The following is a 16,195-nucleotide window of genomic DNA, read 5'->3' on the forward strand; positions in this document are numbered from 1 at the left end:
TTTTACCATCGCATTGTGGACTAGACCATTCTGTCATGTCTATGCGTTGGACGATGTTTGTTGTTGTCGCTTCCACCCAGCCTGCCAGAGCCGCCGCGTCCGTGTCGGGTGGAGGCTCCCGTTCCGCGATACCGGCCCGGATTCGGGCGTCGAAAGCGGCGATGCTCGCCTGCCGCCGGTCGCGAATTCTATAGCGGGCTCCGGAGAAAGCGGCGGGGTCAGTGCGTCTCCGTCACCTTCGCCAGGGCGCGGGGAGCGTCCGGGTCCTGGCCGCGGGCGATGGTGACCTCGTACGCGAGGAACTGGAGCGGGATGATCTCCAGGACCGGCTGTACCTCCTCCGCGACACCCTGGGTCGGCAGGACGAAGCCGGCCGACGCCTGGTCCACCTGGGCCTCGGGGCCGATGACGACAAGGTCGGCGCCTCGGCCGCGCAGCCGGTCGAGGACGGGCTGGAGCATGAGGCCGCCCTTGCCGTCCGTGACGACGGCGATGACCGGCGAGATGTTGTCGACCATGGCGAGCGGGCCGTGCAGCAGGTCGGCGCCCGAGTAGGACAGGGCCGGGATGTAGCTGGTCTCCATGAGTTTCAGGGCGGCCTCCTTGGCCGTCGGGTAGCCGTAGCCGCGCGAGGTGATCACCATGCGGTCCGCGAAGCGGTAGCGGGAGGCGAGGGCGCGTACCTCGTCCTGGCGAGCCAGGAGCTGCTGGGCGAGGCCGGGCAGCACCTCGGCGGGCGAGCCGTCGCCGCCGCGCAGGCCCTCGACGAAGAGGTAGAGCGCGAGCAGGGACGCGGTGTACGTCTTCGTGGCCGGGAGCGCCTTCTCGGGTCCCGCCATGATGTCGATGTGGTGCTCGGAGACGGCGGCGAGCGGCGAGTCCGGGTTGTTCGTCACCGCGAGGGTGATCGCGCCGGCCGCGCGGGCCGCCTTCGTGGAGGCCACCAGATCGGGCGAACCGCCCGACTGACTGACGGTGACGGCGAGCACGTCGCGCAGGTCGGGCCGGGCGCCGTATGCCGTCGTGGTGGACATGGAGGCCAGGCCGCAGGGCATCCCGAGCCGGATCTCCAGGAGGTACTTCGCGTACAGGGCGGCGTTGTCGGAGGTGCCGCGGGCGGTGAGCAGGACGAAGCGGGGCGACTGTGCCGCGACGCGCCGGGCGACCTCGTGGATGCGGGGCGCGCCGGTGTCCAGGAGGCGGCGCAGCACCTCGGGCTGCTCGGCCATCTCGCGGGCCATGATCCGGCCCGGCTGCTCGCTCTTCGGGGCCGACGGGGTGGCGGTCATGCGGACTCCTCCGGAGGGGCGGTCGCGAGTGCGGCGGGCTGGGCACGGCCGGCGGCCGGGCTCCTCCTTGCGCGCTTCCTTCCACTCTGGCGGCTGAGGCGGGCGCGCGCCCGGCCGAAGGGGCAGCTTCGAGGTGCCGTCGGAGCGGGGAGCGCCGAGCATGGTCGGACGGCGTAGTACGCCCCGTGACCGGCCGGACCGCCTCTGCTAGATTGGTCTATACCACATGCGCGACATCGCACCCTCGACCAGATCGGCAGGCCCAGCGTGGAAGTTGTGATCGTCCCGGACACCAAGGCAGGCGGCGAGCTCATCGCCGAGGCGATGGCCCAGCTGCTGCGGCGCAAGCCCGACGCCCTGCTCGGCGTGGCCACCGGCTCGACCCCGCTGCCCATCTACGAGGCGCTGGCGGCCAAGGTCCGCGGCGGCGAGGTCGACGCCTCCAAGGCCCGTATCGCCCAGCTCGACGAGTACGTGGGTCTGCCGACCGGACACCCCGAGTCCTACCGGGCGACCGTGCTGCGCGAGGTCGTCGCGCCGCTCGGTCTGAGCGAGGGCTCCTTCATGGGCCCGGACGGCAGCGCCGATGACGTGCAGGCGGCCTGCGAGGCGTACGACAAGGCGCTCGCGGCGGCCGGCGGTGTGGATCTCCAGCTGCTCGGCATCGGCACCGACGGACACATCGGCTTCAACGAGCCGTGCTCGTCGATCGCCTCCCGCACGCGGATCAAGACGCTGACGCAGCAGACCATCGCGGACAACGCGCGCTTCTTCGACGGCGACCTCAGCCAGGTGCCGCGCCATGTCATCACGCAGGGCATCGGCACGATCCTGGAGGCGCGGCATCTGGTGCTGCTCGCCACGGGTGAGGGCAAGGCGGATGCCGTGGCGGCGACCGTCGAAGGGCCGGTGGCCTCTGTGGTGCCGGCGTCGGCGCTTCAGCTGCACCCGCACGCGACGGTTGTCGTCGACGAGGGTGCGGCGTCGAAGTTGAAGCTTGCCGACTACTTCCGGCACACGTACGTGAACAAGCCCGATTGGCAGGGGCTGTAAGCGAGTTCGGGACGACATGAAGGTGCCGGTCACCCCTGGTGAGGGATGACCGGCACCTTCCTGTTCGTCGGCGCGCCCCCGCGCCCCCTGAAGGGCGCTCGGCTCACCCGGCGACGATCACCTCGGCGGCAGCCAGACCGCACACCCGGGCCGCGCCGTGGGTCGCCACATGCAGGGCGCCCTGCGGCGGCGCCTGCGGTACGCCCATCTCGACCACGACCGTGTCGGGGCGGGCCGCGAGGAGCGTGTCCAGCGACTGGGCCATCCACGCGTGGCGGTGGGCGTCGCGGACCACGGCGACGATGCGCCGGTCCCCCGCCGCGGCCAGGGCGGCGGCGCCCGCGTCGGTGCCGGAGAAGCTGCCGGTCTCCGTGCCGGGCAGCAGCCGCTCCAGTTCGGCGGCCACGCCCCACGGCGTCTCGTCGCCTACGGCGATATTGGCGACGGGCGTGAAGGCGGCGACGTACGGCGCCTCGGTGACCGGGGCCGCGTGCTCACCGCGCGTCACGGTCACCGCCCGCCGCGCCGCGACCAGTCCGATCCCGGTGTCGGGCGCGCCCCCCGAGTGCTCGGCCGCGCCCGGCACCGAGGCCCACCGGGCGAGCGAGCGCACCCGCGCCGCGGCGTCGGCGAGCCGCTCCTCGGGCAGATCGCCCGCGTGCACCGCGGCGACCAGCGCGTCCCGCAGCCGCAGCACCGTGTCGTCGTCGGCGAGCCCGCCGCCGACGCAGATGGCGTCGGCGCCGGCCGCGATGGCGAGGACGCTGCCGCGCTCGATGCCGTACGTGGCGGAGATGGCCTGCATCTCCATGCCGTCGGTGACGATCAGCCCCTCGTAACCCAGCTCCTCGCGGAGCAGGCCGGTCAGGATGCGGCGCGAGAGGGTGGCGGGGCGGTCCGGGTCCAGGGCGGGGACCAGGATGTGGGCGCTCATCACCGCGCGCGTGCCGGCCGCGATCGCCGCGCGGAACGGGGCGAGTTCACGCTCGTACAGCACGTCGAGGCCCACGTCGATGCGGGGCATGTCGTGGTGCGAGTCGACGGCGGTGTCGCCGTGGCCCGGGAAGTGCTTGGTGCAGGCGGCGACGCCCGCGGACTGGAGCCCGGTGACGTAGGCGGCGGTGTGGCGGGAGACGAGGCCGGTGTCGGCGCCGAAGGACCGTACGCCGATGACCGGGTTGGCCGGGTTGGAGTTGACGTCCGCGGACGGGGCCCAGTTGAGGTTGACGCCGCAGGCGGCGAGGCGGCGGCCGAGCTCGGCGGCGACGGACCGGGTGAGCTCCACGTCGTCGACGGCGCCGAGAGCGTGGTTTCCGGGGAACGAGGAGCCGGAGCGCACCTCCAGGCGGGTCACGTCCCCGCCCTCCTCGTCGATGGCGACCAGGACGTCGTCACGCTCGGCACGCAACTGGTCCGTCAAGGCGGCGAGTTGCTCGGGCGAGGCGATGTTGCGGCCGAACAGGCCGACGGAGGCGAGGCCTTCGCCGAGCCGGCGCAGCAGCCAGTCGGGGGCGCTGGTGCCGGTGAAGCCGGGCTGGAGGACGGTGAGCGCGTCACGGGTGAGGGTGTCGGTGCCGCGTGCGGTGAGTGTCGTCATCTGGCGGTGTTATCCCTTCACGGCGCCGTCGGTGAGGCCGCTGACGGCCCTGCGCTGCAGGAAGACGAAGAGGATCAGGATCGGGATCGCGAACAGCGAGGACGCGGCCATGGTCGCACCCCAGTCGTCGCCGAACGCGGTCTGGAAACTGGAGAGCCACAGCGGCAGCGTCTGCGCCTCGGGCGACTTGTTGAGGACGAGGACCATCGGGAACTCGTTCCAGGCGGTGATGAAGCCGAACATCGACGTCGACATCAGGCCGGGCGCGAGCAGCGGCAGGATCACCCTGCGGAAGGCCTGCATGCGGGTGCAGCCGTCGACCATCGCGGACTCCTCCAGCTCCCTGGGCACGGCGGCGACGAAGCCGCGCAGCGTGAGCAGGGTGAAGGGCAGGATCATCACCATGTAGAAGAGGGTCAGCGGGACGAGGCTGTTCAGCATCGACGCGTCGCGCACGATCATGTAGATCGCGATGACCATGACTTCCCAGGGCGCCATCTGGGCCAGCATGAACCCGATGATGAAGCCACGGCGGCCCTTGAACCGCATCCGCGCGAGGGCGAACGACGCGGCCAGGCCGATGACCAGCGAGAAGACGACGGCGAGCACGGTCACGGTGACCGAGTTGCGCACCAGCGTCCAGAAGTTGTCGGCGCCGAACGCCGTCCTGAAGTGCTCGAACGTGACGTCGGTCGGGAACCAGACGGGGTTCTCGCTGATGATGTCGCCGGTCGGCTTGAGCGACGTGGCGAACATCCAGTAGACCGGGAAGACGAAGCCGATGAACAGGATCACGGCCGTCACATTGGGCCAGGCGCGGCGGAACGTCGACGAAGCGGAGCGCTTCACTGCTCGTCCTCCTCTTGCTTGAGCACGATCCGGAGGTAGTAGGCGGTCAGCATGAGCAGGATCAGGATCGTCAGGACGGCGATCGCCGCGCCCATGCCGAAGTGCTGGTTGCCGACGCCCTCGATGTACGCGTACACGGGCAGGATCTCGGTGAGCCGGTCGGGGCCGCCGCCGTTGATCGTGAAGACCTGGACGAACGCCTTGAAGACCCAGATGATCTCGAGGAACGTCGTCGCGTAGAGGAAGGGCCGCAGATAGGGCAGCGTGACCGAGAGGAAGCTCTTCCAGGGGCCGGCGCCGTCGAGGGACGCGGCTTCGTAGAGCTCCTTGGGGATGGTGGTCGTCGCGGCGTAGAGGTTGATCGCGACGAACGGGATCGACATCCAGACGATCAGCACGGTGACGACGAAGAACGTCGACATCTGGCTGCCGGTCCAGCTGTAGTCGGCCATGGAGTGCCAGCCGAGCTTGTCGAGGACCCAGTTGACGACGCCGAAGCGCTCAGCGAACAGCCACTGGTAGACGGTGGTCGCGGCGACGACGGGCATCGCCCAGGCGAGCACGAGCCCGACGAGGAGCAGGACGCGCATGCGCCTGCCGAGCCGGGCGAGGAGCAGGCCGACGAGAGTGCCGATCACCATGATCAGGACGGCGTTGACGAGGGTGAAGACGATGGAGCGTCCGGTCACCCGCCAGAAGTCCGAACTGGTCAGGACCTCTTGGTAGTTGTCGAAGCCGTTCCACTCGGTGACATGCTGGATCAGCTGCCCCATGTTGAGGTTCTGGAACGACAGGAGCCCGTCCTTGAGCAGCGGCCAGCCGAGGAGCAGCACAGTGGCCGCGACCGCGGGGAGCAGCAGCAGATAGGGCACGAACGCCCCGGCCCGTGCGCGGGCCTGCTTTCTCGGTCCGCCGGATTCCCCGCCGTCCGCTTTCAGGACCTCCGCCGGACCGGAGGGCGGCCGTTCGGTCTGCACGGTCATGCTCGCCATCTCTTTTCTGGGCCTGCCGGGACGCATAGGTGCTGTCGTCGGATTCCCGCCGTCCGCCCGAAGGGCAGGCGGGAATCCGACGACAGGGCCTAGACCCCGCCGGGGGCGGAGAGCGTGTGTGACTCTCCGCCCCCGGCGGGGCCTGTTGCTGTCTTACTGCTTCTGCGAGAGGCGCTTGTTGAACTCGGCCTCGACCTGCTTGGCGGCGGCGGCCGGGGACTTACCCTTCAGCACCGCGGTCATGTAGGTCTTGACCGGGTTGGGCGCGTTCTCGACCGGGGCCCACTCCGGGATCAGCGGGGTGGTGCCGCCGCCAGCGGCGGCGGGAGCGGCGGCCTCGGCGGCCGCGTTGCCCTTGAGGTTGGACTGCAGCGCCTCCTTGTTGGGGATCACGCCGCCTTCCTTGGCGAGCTGGCCCTCGAACTGGTCGGAGAGCGCGATCTTCAGGAACTCCTTGGCGAGGTCCTGCTTCTTGCTGCCCGCGGCAACGGCGAGGTTGGAGCCACCGAGGAAGACGCCCTCGGGCTTGTCGGCCGTGGCACCCGGAACGGTGAAGTAGCCGATCTCCTTCTCGATCTTCGGGTTGGCCTTGATGGCGAGGGCGGACTCCCAGCCCATGCCGATGAAGGAGCCGGTCTTGCCCTTGGCGAAGACCTCGGCCTGCTGCGGGGTGGCCTCGTCCTTGTCCTTGGGGGCCTTGGACAGCGCCTGGAACTTCTTGTACGTCTCCATGGCGGCGCCCACCTTGGGGTCGGCCAGGTTGGAGACGTACTTGTCGCCGTCCTTCTTGACGAGCTCGGCGCCCTCACCGATGGTCAGGCCGACGAAGTGGTACCAGTTCTGGCCGGGCAGGTAGATCGGCTCGGCGTCCGTCTTCTTGCCGATGGTCTCGAGGTCCTTGTAGAACTCGTCGCGCGTCTTGGGGAGGTCCTTGATGCCGGCGTCGGCCCAGATCTTCTTGTTGTAGATGACGACGCGGTTCACGACGAACCACGGGGCGGCGTACTGCTTGCCGTCCGAGACCGCGGACTTGTTCATCGACTCGGCCCAGTCGGCGCCGAGGGACGACTTGAGGTCGGAGAGGTCGGCGAGGCCGCCGGTCTTGGCGTAGGCGGGGGTCTGCGTGTTGCCGACCTCGAAGACGTCCGGCGGGTTCTCCTCGGACAGGGCGGTGGTCAGCTTCTGCTGGATGCCGTTCCACTGCTGGATCTCGATCTTCAGCTTCGCGCCGGTCTTCTTCTCGAAGGCCGCCGTGACGTCCTTCTGCCAGGTGTCCGGCGTGGAGCCGTCCATGGCCCACACGGTCAGCGTCTGGCCCTTGTAGCCGTCGGCGCCGGCCTTCTTGTCCGTGCTGCCGTCATCACCACTGCCACAAGCCGCGATCGAAACCAACATGCCCGCGACACCGATAGCCGCAATGAGCCTGCGCTTCACGTCACCCTCCTCAGGGATGCCAGCAACCCCCCGCCCACAACGACGGATACGACGAACACAACAAACTCGACGTGGTACTGCACGTGGGACTGGGACCTGGTCTTTAATGGTGTAGACCAGTACCCGGAGCTTGGCCTAGACCTTTAGGGGTGTCAAGGGTGTATAAGAAGGGCTGTCACGTCCGTTATCGGACCGACACCTGAGGGAGCGAGACTCCCCCAGGGAGGGCCGTGCCACGATGTGAGCCGCGACAGACGGAGGAGCCGGTGACGGCAGCACCACAGGAGCCGGGAAGGCGGACCATGGGCACCCATGCGGGCAGCAGCGGAACCGATGCGGGCGGCGCCACGACGGCGGAGGCACCCGCAGCGGGCCGCACCGCGCGTGTGCCCAAGTACTACCGCCTGAAGCGGCACTTGCTGGACATGACCGAGACGCTGCCCCCGGGCACGCCGGTCCCGCCCGAGCGCACCCTCGCCGCCGAGTTCGACACCTCCCGCACGACCGTGCGCCAGGCCCTTCAGGAACTGGTCGTCGAGGGCCGGCTCGAGCGCATCCAGGGCAAGGGCACGTTCGTCGCCAAGCCCAAGGTCTCGCAGGCGCTGCAACTGACCTCGTACACCGAGGACATGCGCGCCCAGGGCCTGGAACCCACCTCGCAGCTCCTGGACATCGGCTATGTGACCGCCGACGACACCCTCGCCGGGCTCCTCGACATCACGGCGGGCGGGCGTGTCCTGCGCATCGAGCGGCTCCGCCTCGCGAGCGGCGAGCCGATGGCCATCGAGACGACGCATCTGTCGGCCAAGCGCTTCCCCGCGCTGCGCCGCTCCCTGGTCAAGTACACGTCCCTGTACACGGCGCTCGCCGAGGTCTACGGCGTACGCCTGGCCGAGGCCGAGGAGACCATCGAGACGTCCCTGGCGACCCCGCGCGAGGCGGGCCTGCTCGGCACGGACGTGGGCCTGCCCATGCTGATGCTGTCGCGGCACTCCGTGGACGGCACGGGGCAGCCCGTCGAGTGGGTGCGCTCGGTGTACCGGGGCGACCGCTACAAGTTCGTGGCCCGCCTCAAGCGCCCGACGGACTGACGGGCGTCGCACGCGAATCCGCTTGTGCCGACCGAGAAGTCGGCACATGAACGGCATGTCGGCCACTGTTTGTCCGTTATCCGGACGGGGGTTCCATACGACGAGATCGTCGCCTAGATTTCCGCCACGTTAAGCATGGGATAAGCGGGATCAGCGAGGGGACGGACCGCCGTATGTCGGATGTGCCTGAAGTGAAACGGCCGGTGGTCACGCCGGTGCGAGTGGTCATTGCCCTGTGCCTCGTCGCACCGTTCGTGGCGATGCTCTGGGTCAGCTCCTACGCGAAGGTCGACCCGGCCTTCATCGGTATTCCGTTCTTCTACTGGTACCAGATGCTGTGGGTCCTCATCTCCACGGCGCTGACGATGATCGCGTACAAGCTGTGGCAGCGTGACCAGCGCGCCCGGAAGACGGGTGGGCAGGCATGAACGGCGGAGTCAACGGCGTCGCGCTCGGCGTCTTCATCTTCTTCTTCATCGCCGTCACGGTCATGGGCTTCCTGGCCGCGCGCTGGCGCAGGTCCGACAACGAGCAGAGCCTCGACGAATGGGGCCTGGGCGGACGGTCGTTCGGCACCTGGGTCACCTGGTTCCTGCTCGGCGGCGACCTCTACACGGCGTACACCTTCGTGGCCGTCCCGGCGGCGATCTACGCGGCCGGCGCCTCCGGCTTCTTCGCCGTGCCCTACACGATCCTCGTCTACCCGCTGATCTTCACCTTCCTGCCGCGCCTGTGGTCGGTGTCGCACAAGCACGGCTATGTGACGACCTCCGACTTCGTGCGCGGCCGCTTCGGCTCCAAGGGCCTGTCCCTGGCCGTCGCCATCACAGGCATCCTCGCCACGATGCCGTACATCGCGCTCCAACTGGTCGGCATCCAGGCCGTCCTGGACGTGATGGGCGTCGGCGGCGACGAGTCGACCAACTGGTTCATCAAGGACCTGCCGCTGCTCATCGCGTTCGCGGTGCTCGCCGCGTACACGTACTCGTCGGGTCTGCGGGCGCCCGCGCTGATCGCGTTCGTCAAGGACGGCCTGATCTACCTCGTCATCGCCGTCGCGATCATCTACATCCCGATCAAGCTGGGCGGCTTCGACGCCATCTTCCACGCGGCGAACGAGAAGTTCGCGACGCCCAACCCGGCGACGGGCAAGCCGGTCGGATCGCTCGCCCCGGCGCCGGCCGGGCAGTGGACGTACGCGACGCTGGCCCTCGGCTCGGCGCTGGCGCTCTTCATGTACCCGCACTCGATCACGGCGACGCTGTCCTCGCGCAGCCGCAACGTGATCCGCCGCAACACCACCATCCTGCCGCTGTACTCCCTGATGCTGGGTCTGCTCGCGCTGCTCGGCTTCATGGCGATCGCGGCCGGGATCAAGGTGCAGAACGGGCAGCTGGCGATCCCGCAGCTGTTCGAGAACATGTTCCCCGACTGGTTCACGGGCGTCGCGTTCGCGGCCATCGGCATCGGCGCGCTGGTGCCAGCCGCGATCATGTCCATCGCCGCGGCGAACCTGTTCACGCGCAACATCTACAAGGACTTCATCAAGCCCGACGCCACCCCCGAGCAGGAGACCAAGGTCTCCAAGCTGGTCTCGCTCCTGGTGAAGGTGGGCGCGCTCGCCTTTGTCCTGACCATGGACAAGACCGTCGCGATCAACTTCCAGCTCCTGGGCGGCATCTGGATCCTCCAGACCATGCCGGCCCTCGTCGGCGGCCTGTTCACCCGCTGGTTCCACCGCTGGGCGCTGCTCGCCGGCTGGGCGGTCGGCATGGTCTACGGCACGCTCGCCGCGTACGGGGTCGCGTCGCCGACGCAGAAGCACTTCGGCGGCAGCGCCAAGGAGATCCCGGGCATCGGCGAGATCGGCTACATCGGCCTCACGGCGTTCGTCATGAACGTGGTGGTCACGGTGGTCCTCACCTTCGTCCTGAAGGCGCTGAAGGCCCCTGAGGGCGTCGACGAGACGTCCGCGGCGGACTACACGGCGGACGCCGGCGACCCGGGCGTCCTGAAGAAGCTGCCTGAGGCGACGGCGGGAACGGGCGGGCACTGACCCGACTTCCCCCCGAGTACGGCAACGGGCCGCCGGATCCCACCGGTGGCCCGTTGCCGTACTCGGGGTTCACGAGGCTCCGTAGAGGTCCGTCCCCACCCGCTGCGCCGCCTCGGCGGCCGAGGACAGCGTCAGGGCCCTGTCCGTGCCCGCCCCCACGATCACGAGGACGCCGCCGACCCGCAGTTCGACCTCGTAGTGCGCACTCCCGTCGTACTCGTCGCCGCCCGTGGTCCGCGTCGTCTCCAGGACCGCCTCGTCGCCCAGGTCCGGCAGCGGCCGGACCTCGTGGTGCTCCTCGACGGGCGCGGCGTCGGTGTCGACCGTGACGCGGCCACACGCCTCGTGGAGCTCGCGGCGCAGTTCGAGATAGCGCCCGGCCCGCCCGGCCGGCATCGAGACCAGGCGCTCGTAGACGAAGGGGTCGTCCTCGCCCACCGCCGCGGGGTCCGGGCGGAACGTCCGCTCGGCGCTGGCGCCCCGCATGCGCCACAGTTCCCCGCGCGCGTCCCGGCCGGCCGCGCAGGTGCTCCAGTCGCCTCCCCCGGAACCCTGATCGAAGAGTCCCAGGGAGACCTCGAACGCCTTCGCGCCCTTGCCGACGGCCTCGACCGGAAGGAGGGCGGCGCCCAACTCGGCGTCCGTGAAGACCTTCGCGGGGTCCGCCGTGCCGTCGACACCGGACGCCGAAGGCCGCTTGCTCCCACCGTCGCCGCGCGCCCCGGACCCGCCGTCCCCGCCGTCGCCGCATCCGGCGAGCAGCACCAGCAGTACGGCGGCACAGGCCGTTCCCCGCCCTCGCACCGCGCCTCCCCCTGCTAGGCCACCAGTTCGGACGCAACGCTAGCCGACACAAGATGTGGGGCTGCCATCCGAGCCCGACACAAGATGTATGCTCGTGCTCGCTGTCCCCGCAGGGGAATCCGGTGCAAGTCCGGAACTGTCCCGCAACGGTGTACGTATGCACGCATACGTGAAGTCCGAGGACCTGTCGACAGCCTGCCCGAGCCGTCCGGCCCGGGATGACAACGTCCGGGTCTCGTGGAGTGGGCCGGTGACGCGGGCTCCGCCATGCCCCCGTGCCCTCCTCCCCGTCAGGCCCAGAGCCGAGCGAGGGAGAGCTCCACGTGACCATCGCGCCCGCCGAACCGGCCTCAGAGCTGGCAGGGAACCCCGAACAGCACGACGCCCCGGGAACCGCGCTGCTGCGCACCCTGACCGAACTGACCGCCGACCTGACGGACACCGACCCGGGCAAGGTCGCCGCCGCCGCGCTGCGCGGCAGGTCCGCCGTGGCGGACTCCGGCATCACCGCCGAGCTGCGCTCTCTCGCCACCGAGGCCGCCGCGGGCCTCATCTCCGAGGACCCGGAGTACTCGCGGCTCGCCGCCAGGCTCCTGACGATCAGCATCGCCGAGGAGGCCGCGTCGCAGGGCGTCACCTCGTTCTCCGAATCCGTCGCGGTGGGCCACCGCGAGGGCCTGATCGCCGACCGCACGGCCGATTTCGTGCAGCTGCACGCCGAACGCCTCGACGCGCTCGTCACCGCCTCCGCCGCCGAGGGCGCCGACGACCGCTTCGGCTACTTCGGACTGCGCACCCTGCACAGCCGTTACCTGCTGCGCCACCCGATCACCCGGCAGGTCGTCGAGACCCCGCAGCACTTCATGCTGCGCGTCGCGTGCGGCCTCGCCGAGGACGACTCGGTCCGCGCCCTCGACGAAGTCGCCTCCCTGTACCGCCTGATGAGCCGCCTCGACTACCTGCCGTCGTCGCCGACGCTCTTCAACTCCGGCACCCGCCACCCGCAGATGTCGTCCTGCTACCTCCTCGACTCGCCCCTCGACGAGCTGGACTCCATCTACGACCGCTACCACCAGGTGGCGCGCCTGTCGAAGCACGCGGGCGGCATCGGCCTCTCGTACTCGCGCATCCGCTCGCGCGGTTCGCTGATCCGCGGCACGAACGGGCACTCCAACGGCATCGTGCCGTTCCTGAAGACTCTCGACGCCTCCGTCGCGGCCGTGAACCAGGGCGGCCGGCGCAAGGGCGCCGCGGCCGTCTACCTGGAGACCTGGCACTCCGACATCGAGGAGTTCCTGGAGCTGCGGGACAACACGGGCGAGGACGCCCGGCGCACCCACAACCTCAACCTCGCGCACTGGATCCCGGACGAGTTCATGCGCCGCGTCGCCGACGACGGCACGTGGTCGCTCTTCTCGCCGTCCGACGTGCCCGACCTCGTCGACCTGTGGGGCGAGGAGTTCGACACCGCGTACCGCGCGGCGGAGGCCGCCGGGCTCGCGCAGAAGACGATGCCGGCCCGCGAGCTGTACGGCCGCATGATGCGCACCCTGGCGCAGACCGGAAACGGCTGGCTGACCTTCAAGGACGCCGCCAACCGCACCGCCAACCAGACGGCGGAGCGCGGCAACGTCGTTCACTCCTCGAACCTGTGCACCGAGATCCTCGAGGTCACGGACGACGGCGAGACCGCGGTCTGCAACCTGGGATCGGTCAACCTCGGCGCCTTCGTGCGCGACGGCGCTATCGACTGGGAGCGCCTGGACGCGACCGTGCGCACGGCCGTCACGTTCCTCGACCGCGTCGTCGACATCAACTTCTACCCGAGCGAGCAGGCCGGCCGCTCCAACGCCAAGTGGCGACCGGTGGGCCTCGGCGCGATGGGCCTCCAGGACGTCTTCTTCCAGCTGAAGCTGCCCTTCGACTCCCCCGAGGCGAAGGCCCTGTCCACGCGGATCGCCGAGCGCATCATGCTCGCCGCGTACGAGGCGTCCGCCGACCTCGCCGAACGCAACGGTCCGCTCCCCGCGTGGGAGAAGACCCGCACCGCGCGCGGCGTGCTGCACCCGGACCACTACGGCGTCGAGCTGACCTGGCCGGAGCGCTGGGCCGCGCTGCGCGAGCGCATCGCCGCCACCGGGATGCGCAACTCCCTGCTCCTCGCCATCGCGCCCACCGCCACGATCGCGTCCATCGCGGGTGTCTACGAGTGCATCGAGCCGCAGGTCTCCAACCTGTTCAAGCGCGAGACGCTCTCCGGCGAGTTCCTCCAGGTCAACTCCTACCTGGTCCAGGAGCTCAAGCGGCTCGGCGTGTGGGACGCGCAGACCCGCGAGGCGCTGCGCGAGTCCAGCGGCTCCGTGCAGGGCTTCGGCTGGATCCCGGCCGAGGTGCGCGAGCTGTACCGCACGGCGTGGGAGATCCCGCAGCGCGGTCTGATCGACATGGCGGCGGCCCGTACGCCGTTCCTCGACCAGGCGCAGTCCCTGAACCTGTTCCTGGAGACGCCCACCATCGGCAAGCTCTCGTCGATGTACGCGTACGCCTGGAAGTCGGGTCTCAAGACGACGTACTACCTGCGCTCGCGCCCGGCGACGCGGATCGCCCGCGCGGCGTCCGCCGCCCCCATCCCCGCCCAGCAGGCCGCCGACCCCGAGGCCGTCGCCTGCTCCCTCGAAAACCCCGAGTCCTGCGAGGCCTGCCAGTAATGACCACCGCCAACTCCGAGAAGAACCTGCTCGACCCGGGCTTCGAACTGACCCTGCGTCCCATGCGCTACCCGGACTTCTACGAGCGCTACCGGGACGCGATCAAGAACACCTGGACCGTCGAGGAGGTCGACCTCCACTCGGACGTCGCCGACCTCGCGAAGCTCTCGCCGGGCGAGCAGCACATGATCGGCCGCCTGGTCGCGTTCTTCGCGACGGGTGACTCGATCGTCTCGAACAACCTGGTCCTGACGCTGTACAAGCACATCAACTCCCCCGAGGCGCGCCTGTATCTGTCGCGCCAGCTGTTCGAGGAGGCCGTGCACGTCCAGTTCTACCTGACCCTCCTGGACACGTACCTCCCCGACCCGGAGGACCGCGCGGCCGCGTTCGACGCGGTCGAGGAGATCCCCTCCATCCGTGAGAAGGCAGAGTTCTGCTTCAAGTGGATGGACTCGGTCGAGAAGCTGGACCGCCTGGAGACGAAGGCGGACCGCCGCCGCTTCCTCCTCAACCTGATCTGCTTCGCGGCGTGCATCGAGGGCCTGTTCTTCTACGGGGCGTTCGCCTACGTGTACTGGTTCCGCAGCCGCGGCCTGCTGCACGGCCTCGCGACCGGCACGAACTGGGTGTTCCGCGACGAGACGATGCACATGTCGTTCGCGTTCGAGGTCGTCGACACCGTCCGCAAGGAGGAGCCGGACCTGTTCGACGACCGGCTCCAGGAGCAGGTCACCGCGATGCTGCGCGAGGCGGTCGAGGCCGAGCTCCAGTTCGCCCGCGACCTGTGCGGTGAGGGCCTGCCCGGGATGAACACCGACTCGATGCGCCAGTACCTGGAGTGCGTCGCCGACCAGCGTCTCCAGCGCCTCGGCTTCGCGCCGGTCTACGGCTCGGAGAACCCCTTCTCCTTCATGGAGCTCCAGGGCGTCCAGGAACTGACGAACTTCTTCGAGCGCCGGCCGTCGGCCTACCAGGTCGCCGTCGAGGGCTCGGTCGGGTTCGACGAGGACTTCTAGGCCGGAGGGCCTCCGGGCCGGGATCTCTCGGCCGCGATCTCTAGGCGACGGTCGTGAACTCGGCCCGGCGGGACGGGCGTTCGGCGTCCCGCCGGGCTGCCTGCCGGGCCTCCCGGATCTGCCGGTCGATCCGGCGGTCGTGGGCGGCCCCGTACAGGGACGGGGCGGCCAGGAGGAGGAAGACGAAGAGGACGGTGAGGAAGTTCATCGCTGTGTTCATGTCCTCCACTCTCGTCCGTCGCGGACTCATCCGGCAGTGGCAGGACTGTCACTGACCCTCGAATTACTGCCAACCGTGCGGCACACTGGACGGCATGCTGAAGAACGTTGCCGCAGTGCTGCTCGACGGTGTGCACCCCTTCGAACTCGGCGTCATCTGCGAGGTGTTCGGCCTCGACCGCAGCGAGGCCGGGCTCCCCGTGTACGACTTCGCGGCGGTGTCCGTCGAAGGGCCGGAGCTGGCCACCCATGTGCCGGGCATGACGATCTCCACCCCGTTCGGCCTGGAGCGGCTGGAGGAGGCCGACCTCATCGCCGTCCCCGCGGCGGGCACCCTGCGCGACGGCTACCCGCCCGAGCTGCTCGACGCACTGCGCCGCGCGGTCGACCGGGGCGCGCGCGTCCTCAGCGTCTGCTCGGGCGTCTTCGTGCTCGGCGCGGCCGGGCTCCTCGACGGACGGCGGTCCGCGGTGCACTGGCGGTACGCGGACGAACTGGCGGTGCGCCACCCGCGCACCCGCGTCGACCCCGACGTCCTGTACGTCGACGAGGGGCCGGTCATCACCTCGGCGGGCACCGCCGCCGGCATCGACGCCTGTCTGCACATCGTCCGCACGGAGCACGGCTCCGAGGTCGCCAACGCCATCGCCCGCCGCATGGTGGTCCCGCCCCACCGCGACGGCGGGCAGGCCCAGTACGTGAAGCGGCCGCTGCCCGTCACTCCCTGCGACACCGTGGGGGGCGTACTGGCGTGGATGGAGGCCCATCTGGACGAGACGCTGACGGTCGAGGAGCTCGCGGCGCGCGCCCTCATGTCGCCGCGCACCTTCGCGCGCCGCTTCCAGCAGGAGACGGGGACGACGCCGTACCGGTGGCTGCTTCGCCAACGGGTGCTGCTGGCACAGGAGTTGCTGGAGCAGACGGACGAGACGGTGGAGTCGATCGCCGGGCGGGCCGGGTTCGGCAATGCGGCGGCGATGCGGCATCAGTTCATGAAGGCGCTGGGCACGACGCCCAACGCCTTCCGGCGTACGTTCCGCGTGCGGTCCGCGGCCTGAGTGCGCGGGAAGCCGGCCGACCGGCC

14 protein-coding genes and 1 riboswitch are annotated in these 16,195 nt (G+C 69.8%); of the genes, 7 read left to right on the top strand and 7 right to left on the bottom strand.

Going from position 1 to position 16,195, the window contains the following annotated elements; genetic code table 11:
- Positions 1-218: 218 nt before the first annotated feature.
- Positions 219-1,289 (bottom strand): SIS domain-containing protein, encoded by a 1,071-nt coding sequence (locus OG574_RS18710; RefSeq protein WP_326774165.1) that lies wholly within the window; start codon positions 1,287-1,289, stop codon positions 219-221.
- A gap of 267 nt (positions 1,290-1,556) precedes the next feature.
- On the opposite strand from OG574_RS18710, the gene nagB reads away from it, so the two are divergent.
- Complete coding sequence (gene nagB / locus OG574_RS18715; protein WP_326774166.1) at positions 1,557-2,342, top strand: glucosamine-6-phosphate deaminase; 786 nt, start codon at positions 1,557-1,559, stop codon at positions 2,340-2,342.
- Positions 2,343-2,445: 103 nt separating this feature from the next.
- Here nagB and OG574_RS18720 read toward each other — a convergent pair whose 3' ends face one another.
- The 4 genes from OG574_RS18720 to OG574_RS18735 form a co-directional block, all read right to left on the bottom strand.
- Positions 2,446-3,939: a glycoside hydrolase family 3 protein gene (locus OG574_RS18720; protein ID WP_326774167.1), complete on the bottom strand. Its 1,494-nt coding sequence runs from the start codon at positions 3,937-3,939 to the stop codon at positions 2,446-2,448.
- A 9-nt stretch (positions 3,940-3,948) separates the two neighbouring features.
- Entirely contained in the window at positions 3,949-4,788 is an 840-nt protein-coding gene (locus tag OG574_RS18725; RefSeq protein ID WP_326774168.1) for a carbohydrate ABC transporter permease, read from the bottom strand.
- Positions 4,785-5,771, bottom strand: a complete 987-nt coding sequence (locus tag OG574_RS18730; protein ID WP_326774169.1) for a carbohydrate ABC transporter permease — start codon at positions 5,769-5,771, stop codon at positions 4,785-4,787. Before OG574_RS18730 ends, OG574_RS18725 begins: the two co-directional genes overlap by 4 nt.
- Positions 5,772-5,933: 162 nt before the next feature.
- Positions 5,934-7,214, bottom strand: coding sequence for an extracellular solute-binding protein (locus tag OG574_RS18735; RefSeq protein WP_326774170.1), 1,281 nt, complete (start codon positions 7,212-7,214; stop codon positions 5,934-5,936).
- Between the two features lie 302 nt (positions 7,215-7,516).
- On the opposite strand from OG574_RS18735, the gene OG574_RS18740 reads away from it, so the two are divergent.
- From OG574_RS18740 to mctP, 3 genes are all read left to right on the top strand, one after another.
- Positions 7,517-8,305, top strand: coding sequence for a GntR family transcriptional regulator (locus tag OG574_RS18740; protein ID WP_100595947.1), 789 nt, complete (start codon positions 7,517-7,519; stop codon positions 8,303-8,305).
- A gap of 173 nt (positions 8,306-8,478) precedes the next feature.
- Positions 8,479-8,733: a DUF3311 domain-containing protein gene (locus OG574_RS18745; protein WP_100595948.1), complete on the top strand. Its 255-nt coding sequence runs from the start codon at positions 8,479-8,481 to the stop codon at positions 8,731-8,733.
- Positions 8,730-10,361, top strand: coding sequence for a monocarboxylate uptake permease MctP (mctP, locus tag OG574_RS18750; protein ID WP_326774171.1), 1,632 nt, complete (start codon positions 8,730-8,732; stop codon positions 10,359-10,361). The genes OG574_RS18745 and mctP overlap by 4 nt, the downstream gene beginning before the upstream one ends.
- A gap of 69 nt (positions 10,362-10,430) precedes the next feature.
- On the opposite strand, the gene OG574_RS18755 is transcribed toward mctP, so the two are convergent.
- Positions 10,431-11,165, bottom strand: coding sequence for a hypothetical protein (locus OG574_RS18755; RefSeq protein WP_326774172.1), 735 nt, complete (start codon positions 11,163-11,165; stop codon positions 10,431-10,433).
- Positions 11,166-11,278: 113 nt separating this feature from the next.
- A riboswitch (cobalamin riboswitch) is annotated at positions 11,279-11,350 on the top strand.
- A 138-nt stretch (positions 11,351-11,488) separates the two neighbouring features.
- Here OG574_RS18755 and OG574_RS18760 point away from each other — a divergent pair.
- Together OG574_RS18760 and OG574_RS18765 are read left to right on the top strand one after the other, a co-directional pair.
- Positions 11,489-13,873, top strand: coding sequence for a ribonucleoside-diphosphate reductase subunit alpha (locus tag OG574_RS18760; protein ID WP_326774173.1), 2,385 nt, complete (start codon positions 11,489-11,491; stop codon positions 13,871-13,873).
- Entirely contained in the window at positions 13,873-14,892 is a 1,020-nt protein-coding gene (locus tag OG574_RS18765) for a ribonucleotide-diphosphate reductase subunit beta (protein WP_326774174.1), read from the top strand. The genes OG574_RS18760 and OG574_RS18765 overlap by 1 nt, the downstream gene beginning before the upstream one ends.
- Before the next feature lie 40 nt (positions 14,893-14,932).
- Here the strand turns inward: OG574_RS18765 and OG574_RS18770 are convergent, their stop codons facing one another.
- Positions 14,933-15,112, bottom strand: a complete 180-nt coding sequence (locus tag OG574_RS18770; protein ID WP_326774175.1) for a hypothetical protein — start codon at positions 15,110-15,112, stop codon at positions 14,933-14,935.
- A 94-nt stretch (positions 15,113-15,206) separates the two neighbouring features.
- Between OG574_RS18770 and OG574_RS18775 the strand changes: the two genes are divergently transcribed.
- Positions 15,207-16,169 carry a helix-turn-helix domain-containing protein gene (locus OG574_RS18775; RefSeq protein ID WP_326774176.1) on the top strand — a complete coding sequence of 321 codons (963 nt, stop codon included), beginning with the start codon at positions 15,207-15,209 and terminating at the stop codon, positions 16,167-16,169.
- Positions 16,170-16,195 lie beyond the last annotated feature (26 nt).

The sequence above is a fragment of the Streptomyces sp. NBC_01445 genome, assembly GCF_035918235.1.
Classification (GTDB): Bacteria; Actinomycetota; Actinomycetes; order Streptomycetales; family Streptomycetaceae; genus Streptomyces.